Below are 26967 nucleotides of genomic sequence, written 5' to 3'. Positions count from 1 at the left end.
GGGTTCAGCCATCGGCGCCAAGCTCCGGCGCCGATGCGGGAACCCATGGCTGCTCGCCCGCGAAGCGGATCGGCGGCGCGATGTGATGCGCGCCATCGGCCTCGACGATCAGGCCTCTCGCGAGCATATGAGGTGCCGAAAAGGCCTCGCGGAAGTCGAGTACCGGCGAGAAGGCGACATCCTTGTCGGCGAACCACGCGACCCATTCGTCGCGCGTCCGCGTGCGGAAGCTGTCGCGCAGGAAGCCGATCAAGGGCGCCTGCGCTTCGCCCGGATCGACCGATCCCAGCGGGATGAGATCGGGCCGCTCCAGCGCATTCAGCAGATTGGCGACGAATTTCAGTTCGCGCCCGCCCAGCACCACATGCTTGCCATCGGCCGTCTCATAGACATTGTAGAAGGCCGCGCCCCCCAGCGAACGCTGACTGCTCGACCGCGGCGGCTCCCCGCCTGCGACGGCGGTTCCGGCGATATGAGCGCACCATGGCAGCAGGGAATCGAACATGGCGACATCGATATAGTCCCCCCGCCCGGTCCGTTCACGGCCGATCAGGCCCATCAGCACGGCCGACAAGCCTGTCAGCCCCGCCGCCATGTCGGCGGAGGGCGCGCCGGGCACGACGGGCATGCCATCCGGTCCGTCATTGACCGAAAGAAAGCCCGCCATGGCCTGGACCGCCATGTCGTGCGCGGCATGATGCGCCCATTCGCCCGTCTGGCCAAAGGCCGAAATGGAGCAATAGACGATCCGGGGATTGCGGGCCGCGACGGCCTCATATCCGAAGCCCAAACGGGCAACGACGCCCGGCCGGAAGCCTTCGATGAACACATCGGCATCGTCGATCAATGCCCACAACGCATCGCACCCCGCCGCGCTCTTGAGATCGAGCGCGACGCTCTTCTTGCCCCGGTTGAGGTTGCGGAACCAGATCGACTGCCCCGCCTCGAACGGCGCCAGGCCGCGCACCGGCTCGCCACTCAAAGGCTCGACCTTCACGACCTCCGCCCCCTGGTCCGCCATCATGACCGACAGCATCGGCCCCGGCAGGAACTGCGACAGGTCGATGACCTTTATTCCCGAAAGCTTGCCCATCGGATCAGACGACACCCTTGCTCTTGAAGGACTCTATGTCCGTGGCGCTGAACCCGGCCTCCGCCAGCACCGCCTCCGTATCCGCGCCCAGAAGCGGCGCCGAACGGTTGGGCAGGCGCTCTCCATCCATGCGGATCGGGTTCGCCAGCACGCGCAGTTGCTCGCGATCGGGATGGGACACGGTGTCGATCATTCCCGTGCTTTGCAGATAGGGATTGTCGAGCGCCTGGTCGAGACCATAGACCGGCGATACCGGCATGTGTCCGGCGAGCCGCTCCATCCAATAGGCGACCGGCTGTTCCCGGAAAACGCCGTCGAGGATGACGGTCAGCGCATCGCGATTGGCCAGTCGGTCGGCGGGCGTCGCGAAACGTTCGTCGGTGGCCAATCCGGGATGACCGATGCGCTCCACCAGAACGTCCCAGAATTTCGGCAGTTGGGCCATGACGAACACCCATCCGTCGGCCGCGCGGAACATCTGGCTCGGCGTGACCGAGGGATGCGCCGAACGTTCCGTCCGTCCGGTGACGTCGCCCTCGTTCAGATACCAGACCGCCGGATAGCTGGTCTGATGGATCGCGGCGGAAAGCAGGTCGACATCCACGTCCCGGCCCACGCCCGAACGCTGCGCATCGACCAACGCACCCAGCAGGCCGATCGTCATGATCGTGCCGGTCATGAAATCGACCAGCGACAGGCCGGCACGCGTCGGCGGCGCGTCGGGTTCACCCGTCAGCGACAGCCAGCCCGCCTCCGCCTGCATCAAATAGTCGTAGCCCGGCCAGCGCGCACGATCATTGTCCCGCCCATAGGCCGACAGATGCGCACAGACGAGCGCGGGATTGACGTCCTTCAACTGCGCATAGGTCAGGCCGATCTTCTCCGGCAGATCGCCGCGCAGATTGTTGACCACGGCATGGCTCGTCGCGGCCAGCCGGTGCAGGATCGCCTTGCCATCGACCGAATTGAGGTCAAGCGTCAGCGAACGCTTGTTGAGATTGAAGCTCTGAAAATAGAGGCTCTCGCCCTTACGCAGATAATGCGGGCCCACCGCACGGGCCGTGTCGCCCGCCTTGGGCGGTTCGATCTTGATGACCTCCGCCCCCATCTGCGCGAGAAACATGGTGCCGTACGGGCCGGCACCATATTGTTCAGCCGATAATATCCGGAAGCCTTCCAGGGGAAGTTTTCGCGTCACGCCGGATTCCTCTTCAGCCACTGCTTGGCGATGATCATCCGCTGCATCTCGTTGGTGCCCTCGCCGATGCACATCAGCAGGGAGTCGCGATAATAGCGTTCGATCTCATATTCCTTGGAATAGCTGTAGCCACCGAAGATGCGCATCGCCTCCTCCGAATTGCGGACTGCGGCTTCCGACGCGAAATATTTGGCCATGCCCGCTTCCATGTCGCAACGTTCGCCGCGATCATAGGCCTGCGCAGCCTGATTGACGAGCAGCCGGGCAGCCTCCGCCCGCGTCACCATCTCGCCCAGCTTGAGCTGGATCGCCTGATGCTGCGCAATGGGCTTGCCCATGGTCTTGCGGAGCTGGGCATATTCGGTCGCCAGCCGCAGCGAACCTTCGGCCAGGCCCACGCCGCGCGACGCCACGTTGATGCGGCCCAGTTCCAGCCCGCCGGTGGCCTGGAAGAAACCCTCGCCCTCGACTTCGCCGATCAGATTTTCAGCCGGGATGCGATAATTGTCGAACACCAGTTCGGCAGTATCGATCGCCTTGTAACCCAGCTTGTCGAACTTCTTGCCGACGGTGAAACCTTCGCCCTTGGGCGCGATGAACAGGCTCATACCCTTGTAACGCGGCTCGGCCTGGGGATTGGTCTTCACCAGCAGCGCGATGCAACTGCCCTGGATGCCGTTGGTGATCCACGTCTTGGTGCCGTTGATGACATAATCGTCGCCCTCGCGCACCGCATGAGTCCGGATCGCCTGGAGATCGGTGCCCGCATCAGGTTCGGTCAGCCCCAGCCCGCCACGGATTTCCCCGCTGGCGAACTTGGGCAACCATTTCCGCTTCTGCGCCTCCGTACCGAAACGCTCGACCGCCGCCGCCATCATCAGGTGCGAATTGACGATGCCGGTGATCGCCATCCAATAGGAGGAAATACGCGTGACGATCTTGGAATAGGTCGTGGCCGGCAGGCCCAGTCCGCCATATTCCTGGCCGATGGTGGCGCCAAAGAGCCCCATTTCCTTCATCTGCTCCACCAGTTCGGCGGGCCAGATGTCGTTATGGTCGTGATGCATGACCACTGGACGGACATCGCGTTCGATCCAGCGGTCGATGGTTTCCAGCAGGGCGGCTTCGTCGTCGGCATCGATATGCCGTTGGACATGTTCAGACATGGTCACTCACCCTTCAATCGTCGACGGGACCGAAACCACGCTTCCAGATCAGCATGGTACGGTTGAAGGTGCAGACAATCTTGCCGTCCTGGTTCTTGCCGATCGTCTTGACCGTGACGATGCCCTGTTCCGGACGAGAACTGGATTCCCGCTTCTCGACGACTTCGCTCTCCGCATAGATCGTGTCGCCCGGGAACATCGGATGGGTCAGCCGGATATTGTCCCAGCCGAGATTCGCCACGGCCTTCTGGCTGACGTCCGAAACGCTCATGCCGACCATCAGCGCCACGGTCAGCGGCGAACAGACCAGCGGCTTTCCGAATTCGGTCTTCTTGGCGAATTCATAATCGAAATGCGCCGGATGCGTATTCATGGTCAGCAGCGTGAATTGCACATTGTCGGCATCGGTGATGGTGCGTCCGGGCCGGTGTTCATAGATGTGGCCGACCACGAAGTCTTCATAGTAGCGACCGAAAGTCTCACGGAAGCGTCCGGGGCTGACTTCTACAACGCCTTCACGCATCTTGTTTGCTCCGCATGGCCAATATCCTTTGATATCGCCGCATGATCGGCACTTCGAGCATGCGGCCGTTGAAACGTACTGCGGCCCCACCGGCCGCATCGAAAACCCTTTGCGCCTCTTCCGCTTCGGCAATCTGTTCGGCCGTCGGACGGAAGGTCGCGTTGATCACGTCCACCTGCGCGGGATGGATGGCCGCCTTGCCGCTGAAACCTAGTGCATGCGCAGCCGCAGCCTCATGAGACAGGCCCGCCATGTCGTCCATCGCAATGAAGGGCACGTCGATCGCCGGAATGGCGGCCCCGGCGCACGCCATCACGAAGGCGCCACGCGCCGAACGCAGCGGCTCCCATGCCAGCGCGACACCCAGTTCCGCGGCGAAATCCCCGCCGCCGAACATCATCGCGACGACACCTGGCGTCGCCGCGATTTCCGGTGCCGCCCGCAGGCCCTTCACCGTTTCGACCAGCGGCACGATGCCCGGGGTGCGATCCCCCAGTACAGAGGCGATGATCCCGATCTCCACCGGACTTTCCACCATCGGCACCAGGATCAGCGACGGCAGAACCGGCGCATCGGCCAGCGCGAGCAGGTCCTCCAGACCCGCGCGCGTGGTCATGCCGTTGATGCGCAGGATGAGTCGCGAATCGCACCCGGCAATCGCCGCGATGGCCGCCGCGCGCGCATCCCCCTTGGCCGGTGCGGGGACCGAATCCTCAAGATCGATGCACACGGCATCGGCATTGCTGGCCAGCGCCTTGCCATAGCGCTCCGGCTTCGATCCCGGCACGAACAGCAGCGATGAAAGAGTGATGGGCGTGTTCACCGCGGAACCCTTTTTGTTGACCGCTCTAAAATTTGTCCGGACAAATTATAAGTCAAGCACAAAAGCGCCGGCCCGTGCTTTTCCGTCAGAACGGCTTCACCGTCCCAAGGTAGGAGGTGACAATCAGCAGCCCGTAAACGATGAAAACCCAGATACGGGTACGGTCCATCGTGCGGCGCAGCGGTACCTCCGTCTCATCGCTCGACCCTTCCTTCAGCAGGCGGCCGAGCTGCGGACCCACCGGCTTGAAGGCGACGTCGATCATGATGGCGGCAACGAAGATCAGCCCGAACAGCAGCGCCTTCATGGCAAGCCATTTTTCGGCCAGCGGCGCGCCCGTGGCGAGCGAAACGATCCCAGGCCCAAATAGCCGATGGTGATCACATTCTTCAGCCAGAATTCGATTTTCCGGTTGCGCGCGGCACGCGGCGTCATGTCGTGGAAATGCGCGTCCCAGACGAGCCAAAGCCATGCGAGCCCCGTCAGCCAGGCACCTGCCAGCAACAAGGACGGCACCGCCCAATATCCCCCCAGTGTCACCACCGAAAGCGACACTGGCACCATCAGGGCCCATGCCGTGCGCGGCGTCATGTCGACCAGGACAAGCAGCTTCAACAGAGCGATTCGCTGGTCCAGCGTATAGAGGTGGCGCTTGCGGAAATGCTGCCCCCACGAGAAAAACGCCGACGTCGCCGCCGAGCCACAAAACAAAGAGAAACAAGTGGAAATAGACGAGGCTGGGATAGGCCAGATCGGCGAGTGACATCTGAAATTTCTCCTCCATGGCTCAGGGCCGCTTGACAGCTTCCTGCTTACATGAAAATTTGTCCGGACAAATTAGAAAATCGTCGGCAGGCGGGAACAAGCCGATCCGGAACCAGAAAAATAGGGAGAATGATATGAAGCGCCTTCTGCTTGTAGCGACGACCGCGCTGAGCGCAGGCATTGCCACGCCACTGCACGCCCAGACCAACAACTCGCAAACGCCTGTCCAGGCTGGCGATCAATCGGGCGGCGGCATCCAGGAATCGTCGTTACCGCCCAGCGCCGTTCGGAAAGCCTGCAAAATGTACCGATCGCGGTATCGGCCTTCTCGGCGGATCAACTGCGCAGCCAGGGCGTTTCCAGCACACTCGAACTGGGTCGCTTCGTCCCCAATCTGGTGTCGATGAACAATACCGGCGTCGGATCCGCAAACGCCTTCTACCTGCGTGGCCTGGGCAACACGGAAACCATTCCGACCTTCGACCCGCCGGTCGGCACCTATGTCGACGAAATCTATCTCAGCCGCCAGAATGCCAATAACATCAACCTGTTCGACGTCGAGCGGGTCGAGGTTCTGCGCGGTCCGCAGGGCACGTTGTTCGGCCGCAACACGACCGGCGGCGCCGTGAACGTGATCCTGAAAGAGCCGGCAAGGAATTCGGCGGCTTCGCGGAAGTCGGCTATGGCCGCTTCAACAAGAAGATCGCCCGCGGTTCGGTCGACGTGCCCTTGGCCGACACCCTTTCCGTCAAGCTGTCCGGCTATTGGCAGAATGACGACGGCTATGTGAAGAACGTCACGACCGGCCAGCGCATCAACGACGATGACGGTTGGGGTGCGCGCATCGGCATCCATGGTGAATTGAGCCCGTCGGTCCGCTGGAACGGCTCCTACGCGCATATCGTCGCCAACGGCGAGAATATCCTGAACTTCCAGTGCAATCCGGCCAATCCCTCGGACTGCAACGGCCGTTTCGCCACCACCGGCATTCCTTCGGGCAAGAGTTCGCCCAACTCCCCCTTCGCATCGCTGCCGATCAGTGGTCGCAAGAAATATTTCCTGATGGGCAATTATACGACAACCAATCTCGTCACGTCGAACTTCGAAGTCGACCTGGCGGAAAAGATGACACTGAACCTCATCACGGGATTCGTCGCCCAGGACCAGCAATATGGTCTCGATTTCTATGACGGACGCAGCGGTCCTTCGCTCGCCAATCCGGTTCCACCCGTGCGGGGTTATGAGCGGGGCGGGTTTGCGATCCTCAACGACGGCACCCACCAGCAGTTCAGCCAGGAAGCCAAGATCAATGGCAGCATCGCCGATGGGCTGATCGACTATGTCACCGGCGCCTTCTATCTCGTTGAACGCAACCGCACCGACTTCGCCGACACCTTCACCCTGTCGCCGACCAGCACGCTGGTGCTGGCGGATCGCATCCTGCGCAACAAAACCGAGGCGCTGGCCGGATACGCCCAGATCGATGTCAACGTCACCGACCAGATCAAGCTGACCGGCGGCATCCGCTACACCGACGAAACCAAGACCCTGCAGGTGCAGGACAACCGAGCGAGCTGTAATGACGGCACGATCGAGGCGACCTGCCTCGACACCTTCAATCTTGTCGGGCCTTCGGGACTGAAGATTCCCAACAAGCTGAAGACCAAACAATGGACGCCGCGCTTCGCGATCAATTACAAGGTCAATAAAGACATCCTGCTCTTCGCCTCGGCGACGCGCGGATTCAAGTCGGGCGGCTGGAACGCGCGCGCGACATCTGTCACGTCCTTCCTTCCCTTCGGACCCGAAAAGGTCTGGAGCTATGAAACCGGCATCAAATCCGAATGGTTCGACCGCCGCCTTCGCGCCAACCTCACCTTCTTCTACATGGACGTCAACGATCTCCAGACGCCTTCCGCTCTGGTCAATCCCAATGGCTCGGCCACCTTCATCACCCGCAACTTCGCCGACATGACGAACAAGGGCATAGAGGCCGAGTTCACTGTCGTGCCGGTCGAAGGGCTGAACCTTTACGTCAACGCCGGTTATCAGGACGCCAAGTTCAAGATCGATCGCAACGCGCCTGATTTTGACGAATATGGCATCCAGTCGGTCAATGCGCAGCAGAAGGCATGCCAGGCCCTGATCGCCGCGGGCAATATCCCTGGCGGCACCGGCACCACCGCATCCTGCGGCGTGGGCATCGTCGCCCCGGACGGCACCATCGCCGATCCGACGCGTGTGCCGCACTGGACGATCGCCTTGGGCGGCAACTACACGATGCCGCTGGGCGGCAGCGGCCTGTCGCTGGTTCCCTCCCTCAACGCCAGCTATCGCAGCAGCCAGGAAACCAACGCCGCCAATTATACGATCTACTCAGGTTCGATCACGGGGACCAACGGCACCTATCCGGCCAATCCCTACGGCGGCGACGAGATATTGAATGGCTCGTTCACCCCATCGGCCTGGTTCGTCAATGCCGGCCTGGCGTTGAACGGTGCTGACAAGAAGTGGCAGCTTTCGGTGTCCTGCACCAACTGCCTCAACAAGACGGCTGCCAACACGTCCCTGGCGAACACGCGCTATATCGACCCGCCCATGACCTGGGTGGCGCGCGCTCGCTACAACTTCTAGTAACCTCCCCGCCCGGCAGGACTGCAAAGCGCATCCTTGCCGGGCGGCAGCTTGGAATAGGTCCGAGATGTCGCGTTATGACACTGTAATACAAGGAAATGGTCCAGGCATGACGATCGCCACCGGCGCGCGCTCGGAATTCAGATTAGGTGCCAAGCCGCTCGCGGCGGCGTTGATCGGGGTCGCGTGTGGCGCGTCACCGCTGCCGTTCAACGTCCTGCCGCTGGTCATGGGGCCGGTCAGCGTGGAATTCGGATGGGATTTCGCCGCCACCAGCGCGGGCGTCACCGTCTTTGGCATCATCGCCGCATTGCTCGCGCCCTTTTACGGCGCGCTTTCGGACCGTTTCGGCGTCCGTCCGGTCGTGCTCTGGTCGCTGTTCCTGTTCGGCGTCGTCTTCGGCTCCTTCTATTTCCTGCCTGCTTCCAAGATCGGCTATCTGCTCTTCTGGGCGGTGCTGGGCGCGATCGGCATCGGTTCGACGCCCGTCACCTGGAGCCGCGCGATCAGCATGTGGTTCAACCGCCATCGCGGTCTGGCCCTGGGCATCATGCTGCTGGGCACCAGCCTGGCCGCCATGGTCGTGCCGCAGATCGCGCAAAAGGCCATTTCGGCCGGGGGCTGGCGGATGGCCTTCCCGGTCGTCGCGCTGCTGCCTTTGCTCGTCGCCATCCCCCTCGCCTTCCTGTGGTTCCGCGAGCCCCGGCCCGACGAACGTCCTGAAGGCGTGGCCGACGCGACCGGGACCATCTTCGGCATCACTTTGAAGGAGGCCATGGGCGGCGGCCGTTTCTGGATCCTCTTTACCTCGATCCTGCTGACCGCCTTCGCCTATGGCGGGGCGCATATCCATATCGCGCAGATTGTCGGCCTGCACGGTTTCTCCGCGCAGGTCGCCGCAAGCGTGCTGGGCGTGGTCGCCATCGGCATCCTCGTTGGGCGACTGCTCGTCGGCTATATGTTCGACCGTTTCTGGGCGCCGGGCGTCGCCTTCCCTGCGCTGCTGCTGCCCGCCATCGCCTGCTGGCTGCTGATGGGCACGAACGCGTCGCTCAGCCATGTGATCGTCGGCGGTTTCCTGCTGGGCTTCGCGGCTGGAACGGAATCCGACATCATCGCCTATCTTGCCGCCAAATATTTCGGCATGGCGCATTATGGCCGCATCTACGGCGTGCTCTATATGCCCTTCGCCATCGGCTCCGCCATCTCACCGATCGTCTACGGCATGGTGCGCGACCGCACCGGCGGCTATGATCTGATCCTTGGCGTGGCGATGGCCATGTTCGCGGTCGGCGGCGCGCTGTTGTTGGCGCTCGGCCGTTATCCCGACCTCAAAACGCTCCGTTCAGGAAATTGACGTGGAAATTCTCGCTCCCCAAGATGATCTCGCCCTCGCGGCGATCACCGAGGCCGTCGGCGCCGAAGCGCTGATCACCGACGCCGCCGAACGCGCCTATCATTCCCAGGACGTGTTCAGCACCGGCCCGACCGTCCTTGCCGTGTTCCGTCCCACCGACAAGGACATGCTGGCCCGCGGCATCGCGGCAGCGACGCAGGCGGGGTGGCCATCGTCCCGCGGGGTGGCGGCATGAGCTACACCAGCGGCTATCTTGCGCCGGAGGCCGGGGCGCTGCTGATCGACACCGGATCGATGAACAGTATCCTCGACATCAACGAGGAAGACATGACCGTCACGGTCGAATCCGGCTGCACCTGGGACAAGCTGCAACGCGCCCTCAAGCCCAGGGGGCTGCGCGCGCTCGCCTGGGGCACGCTGTCGGGCATCAACGCCACGGTCGGCGGCGGCATGAGCCAGAACGGCGTCTTCTGGGGCGCATTGGGCGGCACGGTGGTCGACGCCGCGCTCAGCTTCGAGGTGGTGCTGGCCGATGGCACGATCCTGTCGACCGGCAGCAATTTCTTCCGTCCCTTCGGCCCCGACATCACCGGGCTGTTCGCCGCCGACTGCGGCGCGCTGGGCGTCAAGGCGACCATCACCCTGAAGCTGGTGCGCGAAGGCACGGCCTTCTCCTATGGCTCCTTCTCCTTCCCCGACGCCAATGCCTTCTTCAGCGCGATGAGCGCGATCGCCCGCGAAGGGCTGGCCTCCGAAAGCTTCGGCTTCGACCCCTATCTTCAGGCCCAGCGCATGAAGCGCGACAGCCTGACCAAGGATGCCAAATCGCTCGTCAACATGATGAAGGCGCAGGGCTCCGTCCTCAAGGCGCTGAAGGAAGGGGCGAAGGTCGTCGCCGCCGGCCGCTCCTTCCTCGACGACGTGCCCTTCTCGCTGCACCTGATCTGCGAGGGCCGCTATCAAAGCGCTGTCGACGCCGACATGAAGGCGATCGAGGCGATCGCGGTGAAACATGGCGGCAAGCCCATCGAAAACACCATCCCCAAGATCATGCGCGCCAATCCCTTCCCGCCCGTCAATTCGATGGTCGGACCGGAGGGCGAGCGCTGGGTTCCCGTCCACGGCTTCCTGCCGCATAGCCGGCTGGTCGAGGCATGGGACCGCATCCAGGCGCTGTTCGAGGCGAACAAGGCCGAGATGGAAGCCCAAGGCGTCGCGGCGGGCGCCATGCTTGCTGCTGTCAACCGTTCCACCTGCCTGATCGAGCCGGTCTTCTTCTGGCCCGACGCGCTGGAGGAACTGCATTGCCGATCGCTGGAACCTAGCCATCTCGCCAAGCTCAACCGCTTCCCCGCCAACGCGACATCGCGCGCCGTGGTCGACCGGCTACGCAAGGAGATCGTCCGGATTTTCCGCGATCTCGGCGCGACCCACCTCCAGGTCGCCCGCACCTACCCGCTGGAAGAAGCGAGCGACCCGCGCGCCTGGACCCTGCTAAGGGCGATCAAGCAGACCGTCGATCCCCAGGGGCTGATGAACCCCGGCAGCCTGGGACTGTGACGCGATGAGCACCGTCAAGCCCTATGCCGCCCTCGCGCTCCAGATAGCCGCCCGCTCGGTCGAGCGGCTGCCTGACCGCGCCGCCGCAACCGCCCAGATGCTGGCGATGATCGAGGAGATCGGCGTCAAGCTGCGCGCCTCCTCCGTCTTCATCCAGCAATATGGCGGCAGCCCCGTGCGCCTCGCGGTGCTGCCCGAATATTTCCTGACCAGCTATCCCGGCCGCATCTCGATTCCCGACTTCGCGGAAAAGGCGGCGCTGGACATGGACGGCCCGGAATATGAGGCGCTGGGCCGGATCGCCGCCGCGCAGGACCTGTTCCTGGCGGGCAACGCCTATGAACGCGATCCGCATTTCCCCGGCCTCTATTTCCAGACGAGCTTCGTCGTCGCGCCATCGGGCCAGGTCGTGCTGCGCTATCGCCGGCTCAATTCGATGTTCGCGCCGACGCCGCATGACGTCTGGTCGAAATATCTCGACATTTACGGGCTGGACGGCGTGTTCCCCGTCGCCCGGACGGAGATCGGCAACCTCGCCGCCATCGCGTCCGAAGAAATCCTCTACCCCGAAATCGCGCGCGCCCATGCCCTGCGCGGCGCGGAGATTTTCGTCCATTCCTCCTCGGAGGTCGGATCGCCGCTCGCCACGCCCAAGCAGGTCGCCAAGCGCGCCCGCGCGTTCGAGAATATCGCCTATGTCATCTCCGCCAACACGGCCGGGATCGAAGGATCGGCCATGCCGCTGGCGTCCGCCGACGGCAATTCGATCGTCATCGACTATAAGGGCAATCCGCTCGCGGAATCGAGCCCCGGCGAAACCTTCACCGCCTTCGCCGATCTCGACATCAACGCCCTGCGCGCCCAGCGGCGCAAGCCCGGCATGAGCAACTTCCTCGCCCGCCAGCGGCTGGAGCTTTTCGCCCCCGTCTATGGCGGGGAAACGCATCAACCCGCCAACAGCCTGATCGCCGACGGGGTGGTAAAGGTGCCCGACCGTGACCATTTCCTGAAGGTGCAGGAACAGGTGATCGACCGTCTTTCGAAGGATGGACTGATATGAAACAGGATGTACCCCCGCCCTATACCGCCGTCGCCCAGCATGCGGTCTTCCCCCAGCCGACCCATGACGAGGCGGCGCGCTACAATTTCCTGACGGCGTTCAACAAATATCTGTCCGGGTCGATCGGCGCGGGCAACAGGATCGCCTATGACACGCGCGTCCTGCCCGCTTTCCAGGCGGACCATGGCCGCGATCCGCAGGACCGTTTCGAAATCCGCGATGCGATGAACCAGGACCCCTGGCACCGCTACTGGTCGGCGCTGAAGCGCAATTCGATGGAAATGCGCCAGCAGAACGGCCGTTCGATCACGCTGCGCCAGATCGATGAACTGAGCGCGAAGGTGCGCCAGTATAATGAGGGCCGCGAGACGTTGCAGCTCGACCCGTCCCTCCCCATCCCGCACTATATGGATGTGGTCGACATCCACTGCATGCCGGGCAATTATCAGGGGGAGGAACGCCCCGGCGACATGTCGGCGGGCGCCAATTATGACAGCGGCCTCTTCGCCACCACCGCGGGCGGGCTGGGCGCGCTGTCGGACGGCGGCGGGCAGGCGCTGGTCGAATGGGTGCGCAAGGAACGCCCCGACTGGAAACCCCGCCGCATCCTCGATCTGGGCTGCACCGTCGGCCACAATATCGTGCCGCTCGCGCTCGCCTTTCCCGATGCGGAGGTGATCGCCATCGACACGGGCGCGGCCGTGCTGCGCTATGCCCATGCCCGCGCCCAGTCGCTGGGCGCGACCAACATCACCTTCATCCAGATGAATGCCGAGGATATGAGCCGTTTCCCCGACGGCCATTTCGACTGGGTGCAGACCACCATGTACCTGCACGAACTGTCGGGCAAGGCGCTGCCGAAGATCATCGCCGAAAGCGAGCGCGTGCTGGCGCCGGGCGGCCTCATGTTCCATCTGGAACAGCCGCAATATAGCGACGACATGCCGCTGTACGAACAGTTCATCCGCGACTGGGACGCCTTCAACAACAACGAACCCTATTGGTCGGCGATGCATGCGCTGGACCTGAAACAGGTGATGGAGGACGCCGGCCTGCCGCGCGACTGCCAGTTCACCGCCCGCGTGCTGGCCGTGGTCGACCGCACCATCTTCCCCGCCGCTGCCGAGGGCGCGGAGGAAGATCATGGCCGTGCCGCCGCCTGGAATGCCTATGGAGCGTGGAAACCCGAAGCATGAGTGACAATGACGTGGATTATATCGCCCGCGCAGGAAGGCGCGCCAAGGGCAAACGCCCAGACACGCTGCACGATTTCAACGCCGAACGCACGCTGTCCATCCTGATGGCGGTCGCGGGCGAAGTGGCGGTGCTCAAGGAACGGCTCGACACGGTCGAACGCCTTCTGGACGACAAGGGCACGATCAGCCGCGCCGATATCGAAGCCTATCAGGCGACGGGTGACGCCGCCTATGAGCGCGCCGTCGCCACCAAGGAATATGTCGCCCGCATCATGCGCGGCATGCAGCAGGAGATGGAAGCGATGCAGGCAGCGCCCGAACGGCCCACGGCCGAAATCAGCATCGAACTGAAGAACAGCTGATGCAGCACAGGACCATCAGCGGTCGCATCCGCTACACATCGAAAAAGCCCGAAATGCTGGATCGGGAGCGGGGCCGCGAATGGTTCAGCTTCACCCATCATGGCGACGGCAGCACCATCTTCCGCGCGCGCTGCGAGATAGAGGAGCCCGCCCCCACGGTGATGCGCGACATCGTCTATGTGCTGGACGGCCAGGGACAACCGCAGGATCTGCACGTCCACCTGACGGTGGGTGACGAGTATATGGGATCAGGCTGGCTCCACCACACGCCGGGCGAGAATGGCGGGCTGATCGAATGCGAAAGCTACGGTCCCTCCATCGGCCGCATTTCGCAGAAAATGCCCTATGCCGGACGGATCGACGGCTTTGGCACGCATCCGATTGCCGGCGATGGCTATACGACCCGCTGCATGGATGTGTCGAAGGGTCCGCATCGCCGCAAGATCCGCGTCTTCCTGCCTTCTCCCGACCATCGCGGCGCCACCCCACCTCTCATCGCCGAGGTGCAGATCGGCCTGGAATATGTCGGCGACGAAACCGTCACGGTCGCAGCCGGAACCTTCGACTGCCGCCATTTCCGCTTCATCGACGACGAAGGCCCCGGCATGGGCGGCACTCCCCACCCCCATTATGACATGTGGGTCACGGCCGACAGCGACGCCGTCTTCGTGCGGGGCGGCGTCGGCGGCTATATGCAGACCTGGTACGAACTGGTGGAACTGGAACGCTGAACCGCCTTCCTGGCCGGGGGCGTTGTATCACCCCCGGCTTCGATCAACCGCCCAGCGCTTCTTCCGAATAGGCGGCCAGCGGCAGCGCTTCGCCGGATTGACGGATCAGCGCCTGCCTGCGGAAAAAGCGCAACAGGCCGCTTTCCCCCATGCGCGACGGGCCAAGGCCGCTTTTGCCGAAGCTCGACTTCTCGGCTTCCCAGACCAGCCCCGTCAGCGATCCGTCATTGATGGATACCCCGCCCGCATTCAGCCGCACCGCAACCGCTTCGGCCTCCTGCGTGCTTCCGGCGATCACGGCGGCAGACAGACCGAATATGCCGCTGTTCGCATGCGCTACGGCCTCATCCTCGGTATCGAAGATCGTCACCGGAATGACGGGCCCGAACGTCTCCTCCTCCATGATCGCCATGTCCGGCGTCACGTCGACCAGAACCGTCGGGCGCAGATATTGGCCACCGCCCAGCGTTTCGACCTGACCGCCCGCCAATAGGCGCGCGCCCTTTGCCACGGCATCGTCGATCTGCGCCTGGACGATGCCCGCCTGCCTGCCGAAGATGAAGGGGCCGATGTCCCCCGCATGCACATCGGGATAGTTGAGCCGCGTGGCCCGCGCCTTGCGCACCAGCGCCGCCAGAAACGGCTCGGCGATGGCGCGGGCGACATAGACCCGCTCGATCGACTGGCAGGCCTGCCCGGTGTTCAGGACCGACGCGCGCAGGGCAATGTCCGCCGCCTTTTCCGGATCGGCGCTGGCCAGGATCAGCATCGGGTCCTTGCCGCCCAGTTCCAGGCTGGCGGGAATGAAGGCGCGCGCGGCGGCCTCCCCCACCTTGCGCCCTGTGGCGACCGATCCGGTGAAGGCGATGAAATCGACCTGATCGACCAGCGCCGCACCTGTCGCGCCATCCCCTTCGATCAGGGTCAGCACACCCGCAATCTCCGGCACTTCCGCAATGGCCGCCATCAGCGGACGGATGAAGCGCGGCGTCACTTCGGATGGCTTGATGATCACCGCCGATCCCGCCGCCAGTGCCGGAATCGCATCGATCAGCGCCAGCGTCAGCGGGAAATTCCATGGGCTGATGACCCCCAGCAGCGCATAGGGCACCAGCCGGGTCGTGGTCGTGATAGTGGGAATGCCGGTCGGTCGATCCTGTACCTGCGCCGCCTTGATGATCGCGGGCGCGCTGTCGGCCCATCGGATCAGCGTCCGGGTCATGGCATCGACCTCGATCGCGGAGATCGCCGCCCGCCCGGTATCCGCGGTCAGCGCCTCGATCAACGGGCCGCGATGACGGCCCATCGCTTCGGCCAAGGCACGCAGCACGACGCCCCGCTGTTCCGGCGACTGCGCCGCCCAGCCGGCCTGCGCCTGCCGCAACCCCGTGGCGATCGCGGCGATATTCTGCCCGTCGAGCGGGGTGATGCTGTAATCCACCTGCCCCGTGCGTGGATTGACGACCGCCAGGCTCATTGCTGTCCTTCCCAACTGGTCACAATCTCCTCGCCGGTCGCGAACCATGCCTCGGGACGCGCGGCAAGGGTCTGGAGCAATGCCTCGAACGCGGCGATGCGATAGGGAAGCGCCATGATATAGGGCGTGATGTGCAGCGGCAGGACGCGTCCGCCATGATCGGCCGCCTCTTTCACCAGCCAGTCGAAGGCATCGACCATCTGCTGCGCATAGCTGTCCGCCGACTGCTGCTGCACGGTGATGATCTGCCGGTCCGACAATTCATGGTTGAGCGGCAGGTTGACCAGCCCGTTGGCGAAACGCCAGGGCAATTCGTCATTCACCCAGTCGCAAGTGTAGCGCAATCCCGCCTCCTTCAGCAGCCGGGGCGTGTTCCAGCTTTCCGAACGGGCGATGGACAGCCATCCGGCCGGCCGCTTGCCCGCCGCCGCCTCGATGGAGGCGAGCGACTGTGCGATCAACGCGCGCTCATCGGCTTCGGGCAAAGTGCTGGCGATCGTGCCGTTCATGTCGGTCGAATGGGCGATGATTTCATGCCCGTCCGCCATGATGTCCGCGATGATCTGCGGATAGCGCTCGGCAATCGCGCCGTTGGTCGCGATGGAGGCCTTCACCCCCGCCTTCCGAAACGCATCGAGCAGGCGGTAGAAACCGACCCGCGTGCCATATTCCCGCGCCGTATAATGACGATAGTCGGGATAGCTCGTCTGCATGTGGCCGGGCGCCCGGAACGGGGTGTCCGACGGCGTCATCGGAAACCATTCGAGGCTGACGCACAGCCAGACCGCGACCGGCTTGCCGTCCGGCCAGGCCACGGGCTTCCGATCGAAGATCGACGACCAGGGATAAAGATCATGGTCATAGCCTTCACGGCGCTTGGGATATTCGAGATAGGCGGGATCAAGCGCCATGAGCGGCCTCCGCATAATGATGGTCGTAATAATGGTCGGCAATCTCGCCCGCCCGCGCGATCCAGGCGCGTCCGTCCTCCGCGATATGGCGCAGCACCTCGGCAAAGGGGCCGATGCGGTGCGGCTGGCCGATCAGATAGGCGTGCAGGGGAATGCACATGACCGTGCCGGACGTCTCCCCCTCTTCCGCAAGGCGTTCATATTGGCGGATCAGCGTGTCGGCATATTCGCGCGGCGACATATTGTAGACGAAGAAGCCATAATGGTCGTTGACCTCCAGACTATAGGGGATGGAGATCAACTTGCCCGATTGCACCTTCACCGGTTGCGGCTGGTCGTCATGATAAAGGTCGCAAGTATAGTCGAGGCCATATTCCGCGATCAGGTCCAGCGTGCGCGGCGTATGCGTCAGCGCGGGCGCCAGCCAGCCCCGGATCGTCTGCCCGGTCGCATCGCGCACGGTGCGGATCGAATCCTCTATGATCGCGCGTTCCTGCGCCTCATCCATGCCGTAGGTGTAACGGGTGTTGTAGATGCCGTGGCTGAAAAATTCCCAGCCGCGTTCATTGGCATCCTTCACCACTTCCGGATGGTGCTGGCACAGCGCGACCGACAGCGAAACCGAGCCGGGAAAGCCATATTTGGACATGGCGTCCGCCATGCGCCAGTGCGACACGCGGTTGCTATGATCGCGATGCGCATAGCCCACGACATCGGGATGCGGTTTCGTCCAGCTTTTCCGATGCGGATTGGCCGGCGGGTCGATTTCATAATATTCCAGATTGGGCGCGACCCAGATCGCCACCTTCTTGCCGCCCGGCCAGACGATCTTGCTGCGGTTGCGATAGGGGACGAAGTCGTAAAGCCCCGGATCGGCCTTCTGCGCCTCGCTCATCAGCGCGCCTCCAGCCAGTCGATCACCGCCTGCACCGGCTCCACATCCGCATATTTGAGCTGAAGATCGGTGAGGTTGGCGAAATGATAGCTTTCATGCTTGTCCGCGCAGGTCTCGATCGGAACGATCGTGCGGAACCCATAGGACAGCGCGTCGACCGCCGTGGCGCGCACGCAGCCCGACGTGCTGCCGCCGGTGACGACCACCGTGTCGACCTTGTGCCAGCGCAGATAGCTGCTGAGCGGCGTTTCGAAGAAGGCCGACGGCATGCGCTTGGTATATTGCAGGTCGTCGGCATCGATCTCGCAACGCGGGTCGAAGGCATGGCGTTCGCTGCCATATTTGATGTTCTGGAGCGAATCCGGCGTGTCGGTGCGCGTGCCCCAGACACCCGCATCGCCGGCGTCGTCCTTGTAGCCCACGCGGCTCCAGATCACCGGCATGCCCCTTTCGCGGGCAAGGCGGGATATGGTGTTGGCATATTCGATCTGGCGCGGGTCCGTTTCATAGGCCGTCTTGAACATGTCGGTGCGGGTATAGGCCTGCTGGAAATCGACGTTCACAATGGCCAGCTTTTCCCCGAATCCGAATTTGTTGCGCGCCGGATTCGCCATCACTTCCTCGAAAATCTGTCGCGCGGTCCGCCCGTCACAGACCATGTTCGTACCCAGCAGCACCATGTGAAACTCCTGCAAAATCGTGATTCGTACAGTAGTTTGCAAAAAAGACTTGTCGAGTGGAATTTGTCCGGACAAATTAGGCGGCATGACGATCACCCGCCACTTCATCCGCGTCGGCAACCGCCGCGTCCACTATCGCAAGGCAGGCTCGGGACCGACCCTGCTGATGGTCCACCAGAGCCCGCGCAGCTCGGCCGAATATGAGCCGCTGATGCGCAAATGGGCGCAGCATTTCACCTGCATCGCGCCCGACACGCCGGGCTTCGGCCAGTCGGACGCCCTGCCCGGCAATCCCGACATCGAGGCCTTTTCGGCAGCGCTGGTCGGACTGCTGGACGCGCTGGGTATCCAGAAAACGGCGGCCTATGGCTTCCATTCGGGCGGCATCATCCTGGTCGGCGCGGTCAAGCGCCATCCGGAACGCTTCACCGCGCTGGCGACCGGCGGCTACGCCGTCTGGACGCCGGAGGAAATGGCGATCTTCGACAAGGATTATCTGCCCCCCTTCCAGCCCAGCGGCTATGGCGAACATCTGACCTGGCTGTGGAACCGCATCATCGAACAGACCTGGTTCTTCCCCTGGTTCGACGTGCGCGACGGGGCGCGGATCAGCGTCGCCCATGACGATCCGGTCAAGACCGACGCGGTGATCCGCGACATGCTCGACAGCGGCGACGCCTACCGCGCGGGCTATGGCGCGGTGCTTCGCGCCCCGCGCGACATCCCCGCGACCGATGCGGAAACCATTCCCGTGCTGATCGCCGCCTATAATGGCGACCCCCTGCAAGCCCATATCGCCCGCCTCGGCGCCATGCCGCCGAGCTGGCGGGCCGAAGCGGTGGCGACCCCCGCCGATCTGGAAGATGCCTGCCTGGCGCATCTGCGCGCCGCCGACGCCCTCCCCTGTCCCGCCATCGCGGAAAGCCAGGACGGCGGCTTTGTCCATGTGGACAGCGCCGGTTTCAGCGGGCTGATCCACTGGCAGGGCAATCCGGAAGCCGAAACGGTGCTGATCCACGCCCCAGGCCGCGCCGCCGAGCTGCTCGACAGCGGTGATGCGTTGGCGATCGATCTGCCGGGCCATGGCCTGTCGGACGACTGGCAGCCAAGCTTCGCGCCCGACATGGAAAGCTGGACGGCGATTGCAGCGGCCATCATCAGCGGGATCAGCAAGGCAAAAGCGCCAACGATCATCGGCGAAGGCTTTTCCGCACTGCTCGCCGCGAAGGTCGCAACGCAGGTCGGTGCCCGTGGCTGGGGCGCGGTCGACGCGCATCTCCCGCTGCCGGAAAATGCATCGCTCTGGGCGGAAAAGGCCATTCCGGACCAGACGCCCGACCGTCATGGCGCCTATCTCAACGCCGCATGGAACGCCGTGCGCGCGGGCCATTTCTTCTGGCCCTGGTTCGAAGCGAAGGCCGCCCATGCCGTTCCCTTCACCGCGACGGACATTGCGCCGGAAGCGCTTGCCATCGAACATCGCAGCCTGATCCGCGCCCGCGCGGGCCGCGCGCTGCTGACCGTGCTGGCATCGGCGGATCGCGACGCGCTGATCGCCGCCGCGCCCGCCCCGCTTAAATGGGAACGCGCCGACTGGGCGCAGGCCCGTGCCGACATCTGGTCACCACAAGGTTTCTGAAAGGGAGCATCAAATGGGAATTCGCGAAGACATGCCACTGCTCGCGCGCCATGAGGGCGTGTGGGACGGGGTCTACACCTATTATAATGCGGCCGGCGAGAAGATCGACGAGCACAAGTCGCGCCTGTTCTGCCGCTTCCCCGAAGGCGGCGAATTCCCCTATCACCAGACCAACCATTATCTGTGGGACGATGGGCGCACCGAGGTCCGCGATTTCCCCGCCGCCTATCGCGACAAGCGCGTATGGTGGGACAATGAACTGATCAAGGGCTGGGCCGCCGAAGTCGGGCTTGACGAATATAACCGCACCGTCATGCTCTACTGGCAGCGTCAGGGCGATCCCAGCCTCTATCTCTACGAGATGATCCAGCTTGCGGATGACGGCCTGACCCGCTGCCGCACCTGGCACTGGATCCGCAACGGCCTGCTGGAAACGCGCACCGCGATCCAGGAAAAGCTGGTCAGCCGCGACTGGGCGGCGGTGGAAAAGGAAATGGAGGCTCAGACTGTCTGATCCCCAGACCCTGTTCGGAAAAATCTGGGACCGGCACGTCGTTGCCGGTCTCGCCGGCGGCGCGGAGCTGCTGGCGATCGACCGGATCTTCCTGCACGAGCGGACCGGCGCTGCTGCCCTCAACAGCCTGAAGGCAGCGGGCCGCCCGGTCGCCGATCCGTCGCGCGTCTTTTGCGTGATGGACCATATCGTCGATACCCGGCCGGGCCGGGGCGACCAGACCTTGATGCCCGGCGGACAGGCCTTCATCACCGAAACGCGGGCCGCCGCCAGGGAAGCGGGCATCACCCTGTTCGACGTGACCGATCCGGACCAGGGCATCGTCCACGTCGTCTCGCCTGAAATGGGTATCGTCCTGCCCGGCTGCACGCTGATCGCGCCCGACAGCCACACCTGCACGCAGGGCGCGTTCGGCGCGCTGGCATGGGGCATCGGCTCGTCGGAAGCCGAACATTCCATGGCGACCGGCACGCTGCGCCTGACCCGCCCGAAGACCATGCGCGTCACCTTCACCGGCACGCTGGCACCCGGCGTCACGCCCAAGGACATGATCCTGACGCTGATCGCGCGCCACGGCGCGGGCGGCGGCAAGGGCTATGCCGTCGAATTCGCCGGGGAAGCGGTCCGCGCGCTGGACATGGAGGGGCGCATGACCCTCTGCAACATGGCGACCGAATTTTCCGCCATGACCGGCATGATCGCCCCCGACGCGAAGACCTATGACTGGCTTCGCGGTCGCCGCTATGCCCCCCGCGATGCGATGTTCGACCGGGCGGTCGCTGACTGGCAGACGCTCCCCTCCGATGAAGGCGCGCGGTTCGACATAGAGATCGACATCGACGCGTCAGCGATCGAACCGATGATCAGTTGGGGCACCTCGCCCGAGCACAGCAGCGGCATTTCCGGCAGCGTGCCCGCCGATGCGCCCGAACGGCCGGTCGCCTATATGGGCGTCGAACCCGGCCAGAAACTGATCGGCCTGCCGATCGACGCCGCCTTCATCGGCAGTTGCACCAACGGCCGCCTGTCCGACCTGCGCCGCGCCGCCGCGCTGCTGAAGGGGCGCCATGTCGCGTCGGGCATCAAGGCGCTGGTCGTGCCCGGTTCCATGGCGGTGCGCCGCGCCGCAGAGGCCGAAGGGTTGGACCGCATCTTCACTGCGGCCGGTTTCGAATGGCGCATGAGCGGCTGTTCCATGTGCTTCTATGCCGGGGGCGAGAGCTTCCCCGCAGGATCGCGGGTCATTTCCTCCACCAACCGCAATTTCGAAGGGCGCCAGGGACCGAATATCCGCACCCATATCGCCAGCCCGGAAACCGTCGCCGCCAGCGCCATCGTCGGTTGCATCGCCGACCCGCGGGAGATTGCGGCATGAAGCCCTTCACCACGCTCACCGCCGTCGCGGCGCCGCTGATCCGCGACAATATCGATACCGACGCGATCATCCCCTCGCGCGAGATGAAAAGCACGGGCAAGACGGGACTGGCCGAGGGACTTTTCGCGCCATGGCGCTATCTGTCGCCGGGCGGTCGCGATCCCGATCCGCAGTTCGTACTCAACCAGCCTGCCTATGCGCAGGCGGAAATCCTGCTGGGCGGCCGCAATTTCGGTTGCGGGTCGAGCCGCGAACATGCGGTCTGGGCGCTGGCCGAATATGGCATCCGCGCCGTGATCGCGCCGAGTTTCGCGCCGATCTTCGCGGGGAACTGCACGCGCAACGGCATCGTTCCGGTCGTGCTCGACGACGACGCCATTGCCGCGATCGGCGAGGACGGTGGCCTTGTGACGATCGATCTGGCCGCGCAGACCGTGGCCCTTCAGGACGGCCCGCACTGGTCGTTCGAGATCGGGGCGGAAGCCAAGGCGATGCTGTTCGAAGGCCTCGACCCGATCGACCTCACCCTTAAAAGCCGGGCGGACATCGCCGCCTTCCAGACCGCCGACAAGGTCGCGCGCCCCTGGATCTACCTTGGAGACTTGATGCCATGACGCGCATCCACATTAGCGAAGTCGGGCCCCGCGACGGGCTGCAAAGCATCAGCCGGGTCATGCCGCTCGAAGCGAAGAAGGCATGGATCGCCGCCGAAGCCGCCGCCGGCGTGCCGGAGATCGAAGTGGGCAGCTTCGTCCCACCCTCGCTCCTGCCCCAGATGGCCGACACCGCCGAACTGGTCGCCTTCGCGAAAGGGATAGAGGGCCTCGCGGTCGCCGTGCTCGTCCCCAATTTCAAGGGCGCCGAGCGGGCCGTGGCGGCGGGCAGCCAGAAAATGTCGCTGCCCTTTTCCATGTCCGAAACGCACAGCCTGAAAAATGTCCGCAAGGACCATGTCGCCGTCCTTGGCGAAATCCGCGCCATCGCCGAACTGGTCGCCGCGCAGCCGCCATCGACGCGCCCCCATTTCGAGGTCGGCCTTGCCACCGCCTTCGGCTGCACCATCGAGGGGCCGGTGGACGAGGATAATGTCGTCCGCCTCGCCGCCGCCGCCATCGAAGCGGGCGCCGCCGAAGTCGGCCTGTCCGATACCACCGGCTATGCCAATCCCGCCCAGGTCAAGCGCCTCGTCCGGCGCGTCAAGGCGGAGGTCGGCGCCGACCGGCTCAACACGCTGCACCTCCACAACACGCGTGGCCTTGGCCTCGCCAATGCCCTCGCCGGGCTGGAGGAAGGCATCACCACGCTCGACGCTTCGCTGGGCGGGCTGGGCGGCTGTCCTTTCGCGCCGGGCGCATCGGGCAATATCGTTACGGAGGATCTGATATTCATGCTGGAAGCCATGGGGTGCCAAACGGGGGTCGACCTCGAAAAGCTGCTGAAGGTGCGCGGCATCATTACCGACGCGCTGCCCGGCGAACCCCTTTACGGCTTCACCCCGGACGCGGGCCTGCCGCTCGGCTTCGCGCAGGTGACGGCATGACCGCGCCTGCACCTCTCGCCGGCCTGAAGGTCGTCGAATTCACTCATATGGTGATGGGCCCGGCCGCTGGCTCGATCTTCGCCGCGCTGGGGGCGGAGGTCGTTCGGGTCGAACCGCTCGAAGGGGACAAGACGCGGACGCTGCTGGGCTCGGGCGCGGGCTATTTCCCCATGTATAACCGCCACAAGCAGAGCGTTTCCCTCGACCTCAAATCGCCCGAGGGCATCGCCGAAGCGAAGGCGCTGGCGGCCGGTGCTGACATATTGATCGAGAATTTCCGTCCTGGCGCGCTCGACAAGCTTGGCCTGGGCTATGACGCGCTCGCTGAACTCAACCCGCGCCTCATCTATTGTTCCGCCAAGGGTTTCCTTCCCGGCCCCTATGAAAAGCGCACCGCGCTCGATGAAGTGGCGCAGATGATGGGCGGCCTTGCCTATATGACCGGCCCGCCGGGACGCCCGCTGCGCGCCGGGTCCAGCGTGATCGACGTCACCGGGGGCATGTTCGGCGTGATCGGCGTGCTCGCCGCGCTCGAAGAGCGGCACCGCACCGGCAAAGGCCGACTCGTCCAGGCATCGCTGTTCGAAACGACGGTCTATCTTGTCGGACAGCATATGGCGCAGCTCGCCGTCACGGGTAAGGCAGCCAGCCCCATGCCCGCGCGCATTTCCGCCTGGGCGATCTACGACGTGTTCGAAACCAGGGACGATCCCGTCTTCATCGGCGTCGTCACCGATGCACTATGGGAAAAATTCTGCCAGCTCTTCAGTCTCGACGATCTCTGGGCCGACGAAAGCCTGCGCCGGAACAATGAACGCGTGCTCCAGCGCGATCATATCCTGCCGCAGATCCGCGCCCTGATCGGCAATTTCACCCGCGCCGAGGTGATCGAGCGGCTGGAAGGCACCGGCATCCCCTTCGCGCCGATCGGCAAGCCCGAGGATATGTTCGACGATCCGCATTTGCTGGCCACCGGCCTGCTGGAGCCGGTGACACTGCCCGACGGGCGGGAAACCCAATTGCCGACCTTGCCGATCGCCTTCGACGGAGCGCTGGTATCGCGGCCCGCCACGCTCACCCCTGCCGGGGCTGCCGCGCGATCGAAATAAGCAACCGGCGGAGGAGCCCATCCGGACGACCGGGCTCCTCCGCCAGCCATTTCACCCCTCGCTTCCCTTGATCAATGCCATGCGCAGGCACTGGCAAACCACCTCGTCCCGCTGATTGACCAGGCGGTGGGTGAAGGTGACGATCCCCGCGCCAGGTCGGGACTTGCTGGGTTTGAGGTCCGTCACCTCCGTCTCGGCGCGCAGCGTGTCACCGATGAAGACAGGCTTGGGCATCACCAGCTTGTCATAGCCAAGATTGGCGACCAGCGTGCCCAGCGTCGTGTCGCCGACCGACAGGCCGACCATCAATGAGAAGGTGAAGGTGCCGTTGACCAGAATCTGACCGAATTCGCTCGCCTTCGCCGCTTCCAGATCGATGTGCAGCGGCTGCGGATTATGCGTCATCGTCGAGAAGAGGAGATTGTCCGTCTCCGTCACCGTACGGCGGATTTCATGGCGCAGCGTTTCACCGATCGTCCACTGATCAAAATACTTGCCAGCCATCAGGCGGTTTCCTCCCTCTCGATCTTCACCAGCAACGCGCCTTCGCTCACCTGCCCGCCTTCGCTGGCGTTGAGTTCGGCGATCGTGCCGTCGAAGGGCGCGACCAGGCTGTGCTCCATCTTCATGGCTTCCAGCGTCAGCAGCTTTTGGCCCTTGGTCACGGCGTCGCCCGCCGCCACGACAACGGCGATGATGCGGCCGGGCATGGGCGAGAGGATCGCACCGTCAGACGCGTCGCCACCCGCGGTGCCACTGGCACGCCACGGCGTCAAGCGCCAGACCTGCCCGCCCTCGGCCACCAGGACATCCTCCCCGGCCTCCTCCCCGGCCTCGCCGCCTGCGCGCGGGTCATAAGCGATCGTCACCGCCTCGCCATCCAGCAGGAAACTGCCCGTCGCATGCACCGGCGCGTTGAGGCGGAATCCTGCCAGCGCACCGCCCCGCGTCAGGCTGCCGGCGGCATCCGCCAGCGCTTCCCCGCTCGGCCGGGCAGGCGGCATCAGCGCATCGCCTTCGCGCCCGATCAGCCCGGTATCCAGCCGCGCCGCAACGAAATCCGGATGCTCCAGCGCCTTCACCAGGAAGCCCGCATTGGTCTTGAGCGGCCAGACGGCGCTGTCGTCCAATGCCCCGGCCAAAGCGGAGCGCGCTGCGTCGCGGGTCGGGCCATGAGCAATGACCTTTGCGATCATCGGATCATAGAAGGGGGATATTTCCGCGCCCTGTTCAACCCCGGTATCGATGCGGCAGCCTTCGCCCAGCTCAAACAGGTCGAGCCTGCCGATGGAGGGCAGAAAGCCCTTGGCCGGGTCCTCGGCATAGAGGCGCGCCTCCATGGCCCAGCCGTTGATCGACAACTCATCCTGCGTCTTGGGAAGCGGCTCGCCCGATGCGACGCGCAATTGCCATTCGACCAGATCCTGCCCGGTGATCTCCTCGGTCACGGGATGCTCGACCTGCAATCGCGTGTTCATCTCCATGAACCAGATGCGATCGGCCTTCAGCCCTTCCGACCCGTCGGCGATGAATTCGATCGTGCCCGCCCCGACATAATCGACCGCTTTCGCCGCATTGACCGCCGCGCGGCAGACCGCCGCCCGCGTCTGCGCATCCATGCCGGGCGCCGGGGCTTCCTCGATCACCTTCTGATGGCGCCGCTGGAGCGAACAGTCGCGCTCGAACAGGTGCACGACATTGCCATGGCGGTCGCCGAACACCTGCACCTCTATATGGCGCGGATTGGTGACCCATTTTTCCAGCAGCACCTGATCATTGCCGAAGCTCGACGCCGCTTCGCGCTGGCAGGAGAGCAGCGCGTCGGCGAAATCCGCGGCGCTGTCGACCTTGCGCATGCCCTTGCCGCCGCCGCCTGCGACCGCCTTGATGAGCACCGGATAGCCGATCGCGTCAGCCTCCGTCTTGAGGCGCTCGGGGCTCTGGTCGTCGCCCAGATAGCCGGGAGTGGTGGGCACGCCCGCATCCTGCATCAGCTTCTTGGCCGCATCCTTCAGACCCATGGCCGTGATCGAGGAGGGATTGGGACCGACCCAGATCAGGCCCGCATCGATCACCGCCTGCGCGAACTCGGCATTTTCCGAAAGGAAGCCATAGCCGGGATGGATCGCCTCCGCCCCGCTGGCCTTCGCGGCGGCGATGATCTTGTCACCGACCAGATAGGATTCGCGCACGGGCGAGGGACCGATATGCACCGCCTCGTCGGCCGAGCGGACATGCAGCGCATCGGCATCGGCATCTGAATAGACCGCCACTGTGCGGACACCCATCCGCCGTGCGGTACGGATGATCCGGCAGGCGATTTCGCCGCGATTGGCGATGAGAAGAGATTGGATCATGG

Annotated in this window: 28 protein-coding genes; 15 read left to right on the top strand and 13 right to left on the bottom strand. The window is 64.2% G+C overall.

What is annotated here, in order from left to right:
- Positions 1 to 4 precede the first annotated feature (4 nt).
- The 7 genes from YP76_RS19305 to YP76_RS28800 all read right to left on the bottom strand — a co-directional run bounded on the left by YP76_RS19305 (position 5) and on the right by YP76_RS28800 (position 5418).
- Positions 5 to 1108 carry a CaiB/BaiF CoA transferase family protein gene (locus YP76_RS19305; RefSeq protein WP_232307642.1) on the bottom strand — a complete coding sequence of 368 codons (1104 nt, stop codon included), beginning with the start codon at positions 1106 to 1108 and terminating at the stop codon, positions 5 to 7.
- Entirely contained in the window at positions 1098 to 2291 is a 1194-nt protein-coding gene (locus YP76_RS19300; protein ID WP_046765330.1) for a CaiB/BaiF CoA transferase family protein, read from the bottom strand. Before YP76_RS19300 ends, YP76_RS19305 begins: the two co-directional genes overlap by 11 nt.
- Positions 2288 to 3457, bottom strand: a complete 1170-nt coding sequence (locus YP76_RS19295; RefSeq protein WP_046765201.1) for an acyl-CoA dehydrogenase family protein — start codon at positions 3455 to 3457, stop codon at positions 2288 to 2290. Before YP76_RS19295 ends, YP76_RS19300 begins: the two co-directional genes overlap by 4 nt.
- A gap of 13 nt (positions 3458 to 3470) precedes the next feature.
- Positions 3471 to 3980: a MaoC family dehydratase gene (locus YP76_RS19290; protein ID WP_046765200.1), complete on the bottom strand. Its 510-nt coding sequence runs from the start codon at positions 3978 to 3980 to the stop codon at positions 3471 to 3473.
- A complete protein-coding gene (locus YP76_RS19285) occupies positions 3973 to 4803 on the bottom strand; it encodes an HpcH/HpaI aldolase/citrate lyase family protein (protein ID WP_052757500.1) in 831 nt (276 codons plus the stop codon). The genes YP76_RS19290 and YP76_RS19285 overlap by 8 nt, the downstream gene beginning before the upstream one ends.
- 85 nt (positions 4804 to 4888) lie before the next feature.
- A complete protein-coding gene (locus YP76_RS28805) occupies positions 4889 to 5110 on the bottom strand; it encodes a hypothetical protein (RefSeq protein WP_046765199.1) in 222 nt (73 codons plus the stop codon).
- The gene (locus tag YP76_RS28800) at positions 5107 to 5418 is read right to left on the bottom strand and encodes a hypothetical protein (protein WP_232307641.1); all 312 of its coding nucleotides are present in this window, start codon (positions 5416 to 5418) and stop codon (positions 5107 to 5109) included. The genes YP76_RS28805 and YP76_RS28800 overlap by 4 nt, the downstream gene beginning before the upstream one ends.
- A gap of 391 nt (positions 5419 to 5809) precedes the next feature.
- Between YP76_RS28800 and YP76_RS28795 the strand changes: the two genes are divergently transcribed.
- From YP76_RS28795 to YP76_RS19235, 9 genes are all read left to right on the top strand, one after another.
- The gene (locus tag YP76_RS28795; protein WP_332307425.1) at positions 5810 to 6358 is read left to right on the top strand and encodes a Plug domain-containing protein; all 549 of its coding nucleotides are present in this window, start codon (positions 5810 to 5812) and stop codon (positions 6356 to 6358) included.
- Positions 6298 to 8202, top strand: coding sequence for a TonB-dependent receptor (locus tag YP76_RS19265; protein ID WP_046765196.1), 1905 nt, complete (start codon positions 6298 to 6300; stop codon positions 8200 to 8202). The genes YP76_RS28795 and YP76_RS19265 overlap by 61 nt, the downstream gene beginning before the upstream one ends.
- 109 nt (positions 8203 to 8311) lie before the next feature.
- Positions 8312 to 9559 (top strand): MFS transporter, encoded by a 1248-nt coding sequence (locus YP76_RS19260; protein ID WP_232307640.1) that lies wholly within the window; start codon positions 8312 to 8314, stop codon positions 9557 to 9559.
- 1 nt (position 9560) lies between these two features.
- A complete protein-coding gene (locus tag YP76_RS28790) occupies positions 9561 to 9794 on the top strand; it encodes a hypothetical protein (RefSeq protein ID WP_052757499.1) in 234 nt (77 codons plus the stop codon).
- Positions 9791 to 11119 carry an FAD-binding oxidoreductase gene (locus YP76_RS19255; protein WP_052757498.1) on the top strand — a complete coding sequence of 443 codons (1329 nt, stop codon included), beginning with the start codon at positions 9791 to 9793 and terminating at the stop codon, positions 11117 to 11119. Before YP76_RS28790 ends, YP76_RS19255 begins: the two co-directional genes overlap by 4 nt.
- 4 nt (positions 11120 to 11123) lie before the next feature.
- Positions 11124 to 12179, top strand: a complete 1056-nt coding sequence (locus tag YP76_RS19250) for a nitrilase-related carbon-nitrogen hydrolase (RefSeq protein WP_046765195.1) — start codon at positions 11124 to 11126, stop codon at positions 12177 to 12179.
- Positions 12176 to 13375, top strand: a complete 1200-nt coding sequence (locus tag YP76_RS19245) for a class I SAM-dependent methyltransferase (RefSeq protein ID WP_046765194.1) — start codon at positions 12176 to 12178, stop codon at positions 13373 to 13375. Before YP76_RS19250 ends, YP76_RS19245 begins: the two co-directional genes overlap by 4 nt.
- Positions 13372 to 13737, top strand: coding sequence for a hypothetical protein (locus YP76_RS19240; protein WP_046765193.1), 366 nt, complete (start codon positions 13372 to 13374; stop codon positions 13735 to 13737). The genes YP76_RS19245 and YP76_RS19240 overlap by 4 nt, the downstream gene beginning before the upstream one ends.
- On the top strand, positions 13737 to 14468 hold the full coding sequence (locus YP76_RS19235; RefSeq protein ID WP_046765192.1) for a DUF3108 domain-containing protein: 732 nt from the start codon (positions 13737 to 13739) through the stop codon (positions 14466 to 14468). The genes YP76_RS19240 and YP76_RS19235 overlap by 1 nt, the downstream gene beginning before the upstream one ends.
- 43 nt (positions 14469 to 14511) lie before the next feature.
- On the opposite strand, the gene YP76_RS19230 is transcribed toward YP76_RS19235, so the two are convergent.
- The 4 genes from YP76_RS19230 to YP76_RS19215 are packed head-to-tail and all read right to left on the bottom strand — an operon-like array spanning position 14512 to position 18431.
- Positions 14512 to 15945, bottom strand: a complete 1434-nt coding sequence (locus YP76_RS19230) for an aldehyde dehydrogenase family protein (protein WP_046765191.1) — start codon at positions 15943 to 15945, stop codon at positions 14512 to 14514.
- On the bottom strand, positions 15942 to 16856 hold the full coding sequence (locus tag YP76_RS19225) for a polysaccharide deacetylase family protein (RefSeq protein WP_046765190.1): 915 nt from the start codon (positions 16854 to 16856) through the stop codon (positions 15942 to 15944). The genes YP76_RS19230 and YP76_RS19225 overlap by 4 nt, the downstream gene beginning before the upstream one ends.
- Positions 16846 to 17751, bottom strand: coding sequence for a polysaccharide deacetylase family protein (locus YP76_RS19220; RefSeq protein ID WP_046765189.1), 906 nt, complete (start codon positions 17749 to 17751; stop codon positions 16846 to 16848). Before YP76_RS19220 ends, YP76_RS19225 begins: the two co-directional genes overlap by 11 nt.
- Positions 17751 to 18431: an isochorismatase family protein gene (locus YP76_RS19215; protein ID WP_157035836.1), complete on the bottom strand. Its 681-nt coding sequence runs from the start codon at positions 18429 to 18431 to the stop codon at positions 17751 to 17753. The genes YP76_RS19220 and YP76_RS19215 overlap by 1 nt, the downstream gene beginning before the upstream one ends.
- A gap of 85 nt (positions 18432 to 18516) precedes the next feature.
- Between YP76_RS19215 and YP76_RS19210 the strand changes: the two genes are divergently transcribed.
- Genes YP76_RS19210 through YP76_RS19185 form a run of 6 tightly spaced genes read left to right on the top strand, consistent with a single transcriptional unit; the run spans position 18517 to position 24608 of the window.
- On the top strand, positions 18517 to 20070 hold the full coding sequence (locus YP76_RS19210; protein ID WP_046765188.1) for an alpha/beta hydrolase: 1554 nt from the start codon (positions 18517 to 18519) through the stop codon (positions 20068 to 20070).
- Positions 20071 to 20101: 31 nt separating this feature from the next.
- Positions 20102 to 20584, top strand: a complete 483-nt coding sequence (locus YP76_RS19205; protein ID WP_232307639.1) for a DUF3598 domain-containing protein — start codon at positions 20102 to 20104, stop codon at positions 20582 to 20584.
- The gene (locus YP76_RS19200) at positions 20577 to 21959 is read left to right on the top strand and encodes a 3-isopropylmalate dehydratase large subunit (protein ID WP_046765186.1); all 1383 of its coding nucleotides are present in this window, start codon (positions 20577 to 20579) and stop codon (positions 21957 to 21959) included. Before YP76_RS19205 ends, YP76_RS19200 begins: the two co-directional genes overlap by 8 nt.
- Positions 21956 to 22573, top strand: coding sequence for a 3-isopropylmalate dehydratase small subunit (gene leuD, locus YP76_RS19195; protein ID WP_046765185.1), 618 nt, complete (start codon positions 21956 to 21958; stop codon positions 22571 to 22573). Before YP76_RS19200 ends, leuD begins: the two co-directional genes overlap by 4 nt.
- Positions 22570 to 23499: a hydroxymethylglutaryl-CoA lyase gene (locus YP76_RS19190; RefSeq protein ID WP_046765184.1), complete on the top strand. Its 930-nt coding sequence runs from the start codon at positions 22570 to 22572 to the stop codon at positions 23497 to 23499. Before leuD ends, YP76_RS19190 begins: the two co-directional genes overlap by 4 nt.
- A complete protein-coding gene (locus YP76_RS19185) occupies positions 23496 to 24608 on the top strand; it encodes a CaiB/BaiF CoA transferase family protein (RefSeq protein ID WP_046765183.1) in 1113 nt (370 codons plus the stop codon). The genes YP76_RS19190 and YP76_RS19185 overlap by 4 nt, the downstream gene beginning before the upstream one ends.
- Before the next feature lie 51 nt (positions 24609 to 24659).
- On the opposite strand, the gene YP76_RS19180 is transcribed toward YP76_RS19185, so the two are convergent.
- Positions 24660 to 25112: a MaoC family dehydratase gene (locus YP76_RS19180; protein WP_046765182.1), complete on the bottom strand. Its 453-nt coding sequence runs from the start codon at positions 25110 to 25112 to the stop codon at positions 24660 to 24662.
- On the bottom strand, positions 25112 to 26965 hold the full coding sequence (locus YP76_RS19175; RefSeq protein ID WP_046765326.1) for an acetyl/propionyl/methylcrotonyl-CoA carboxylase subunit alpha: 1854 nt from the start codon (positions 26963 to 26965) through the stop codon (positions 25112 to 25114). Before YP76_RS19175 ends, YP76_RS19180 begins: the two co-directional genes overlap by 1 nt.
- Positions 26966 to 26967 lie beyond the last annotated feature (2 nt).

The sequence above is a fragment of the Sphingobium chungbukense genome (genome assembly GCF_001005725.1).
Classification (GTDB): domain Bacteria; phylum Pseudomonadota; class Alphaproteobacteria; order Sphingomonadales; family Sphingomonadaceae; genus Sphingobium; species Sphingobium chungbukense.
This window is presented reverse-complemented; position numbering and strand designations above follow the sequence as displayed.

Excerpts from the sequence above, each read along its gene's own strand:
- YP76_RS19295 (WP_046765201.1), bottom strand. The coding sequence starts at position 3,457 with ATGTCTGAACATGTCCAACGGCATATCGATGCCGACGACGAAGCCGCC.
- YP76_RS19290 (WP_046765200.1), bottom strand. The coding sequence starts at position 3,980 with ATGCGTGAAGGCGTTGTAGAAGTCAGCCCCGGACGCTTCCGTGAGACT.
- YP76_RS28805 (WP_046765199.1), bottom strand. The coding sequence starts at position 5,110 with ATGAAGGCGCTGCTGTTCGGGCTGATCTTCGTTGCCGCCATCATGATC.
- YP76_RS19260 (WP_232307640.1), top strand. The coding sequence starts at position 8,312 with ATGACGATCGCCACCGGCGCGCGCTCGGAATTCAGATTAGGTGCCAAG.
- YP76_RS19255 (WP_052757498.1), top strand. The coding sequence starts at position 9,791 with ATGAGCTACACCAGCGGCTATCTTGCGCCGGAGGCCGGGGCGCTGCTG.
- YP76_RS19250 (WP_046765195.1), top strand. The coding sequence starts at position 11,124 with ATGAGCACCGTCAAGCCCTATGCCGCCCTCGCGCTCCAGATAGCCGCC.
- YP76_RS19245 (WP_046765194.1), top strand. The coding sequence starts at position 12,176 with ATGAAACAGGATGTACCCCCGCCCTATACCGCCGTCGCCCAGCATGCG.
- YP76_RS19240 (WP_046765193.1), top strand. The coding sequence starts at position 13,372 with ATGAGTGACAATGACGTGGATTATATCGCCCGCGCAGGAAGGCGCGCC.
- YP76_RS19235 (WP_046765192.1), top strand. The coding sequence starts at position 13,737 with ATGCAGCACAGGACCATCAGCGGTCGCATCCGCTACACATCGAAAAAG.
- YP76_RS19230 (WP_046765191.1), bottom strand. The coding sequence starts at position 15,945 with ATGAGCCTGGCGGTCGTCAATCCACGCACGGGGCAGGTGGATTACAGC.
- YP76_RS19225 (WP_046765190.1), bottom strand. The coding sequence starts at position 16,856 with ATGGCGCTTGATCCCGCCTATCTCGAATATCCCAAGCGCCGTGAAGGC.
- YP76_RS19220 (WP_046765189.1), bottom strand. The coding sequence starts at position 17,751 with ATGAGCGAGGCGCAGAAGGCCGATCCGGGGCTTTACGACTTCGTCCCC.
- YP76_RS19215 (WP_157035836.1), bottom strand. The coding sequence starts at position 18,431 with ATGGTGCTGCTGGGTACGAACATGGTCTGTGACGGGCGGACCGCGCGA.
- YP76_RS19210 (WP_046765188.1), top strand. The coding sequence starts at position 18,517 with ATGACGATCACCCGCCACTTCATCCGCGTCGGCAACCGCCGCGTCCAC.
- YP76_RS19205 (WP_232307639.1), top strand. The coding sequence starts at position 20,102 with ATGCCACTGCTCGCGCGCCATGAGGGCGTGTGGGACGGGGTCTACACC.
- leuD (WP_046765185.1), top strand. The coding sequence starts at position 21,956 with ATGAAGCCCTTCACCACGCTCACCGCCGTCGCGGCGCCGCTGATCCGC.
- YP76_RS19190 (WP_046765184.1), top strand. The coding sequence starts at position 22,570 with ATGACGCGCATCCACATTAGCGAAGTCGGGCCCCGCGACGGGCTGCAA.
- YP76_RS19185 (WP_046765183.1), top strand. The coding sequence starts at position 23,496 with ATGACCGCGCCTGCACCTCTCGCCGGCCTGAAGGTCGTCGAATTCACT.
- YP76_RS19180 (WP_046765182.1), bottom strand. The coding sequence starts at position 25,112 with ATGGCTGGCAAGTATTTTGATCAGTGGACGATCGGTGAAACGCTGCGC.
- YP76_RS19175 (WP_046765326.1), bottom strand. The coding sequence starts at position 26,965 with ATGATCCAATCTCTTCTCATCGCCAATCGCGGCGAAATCGCCTGCCGG.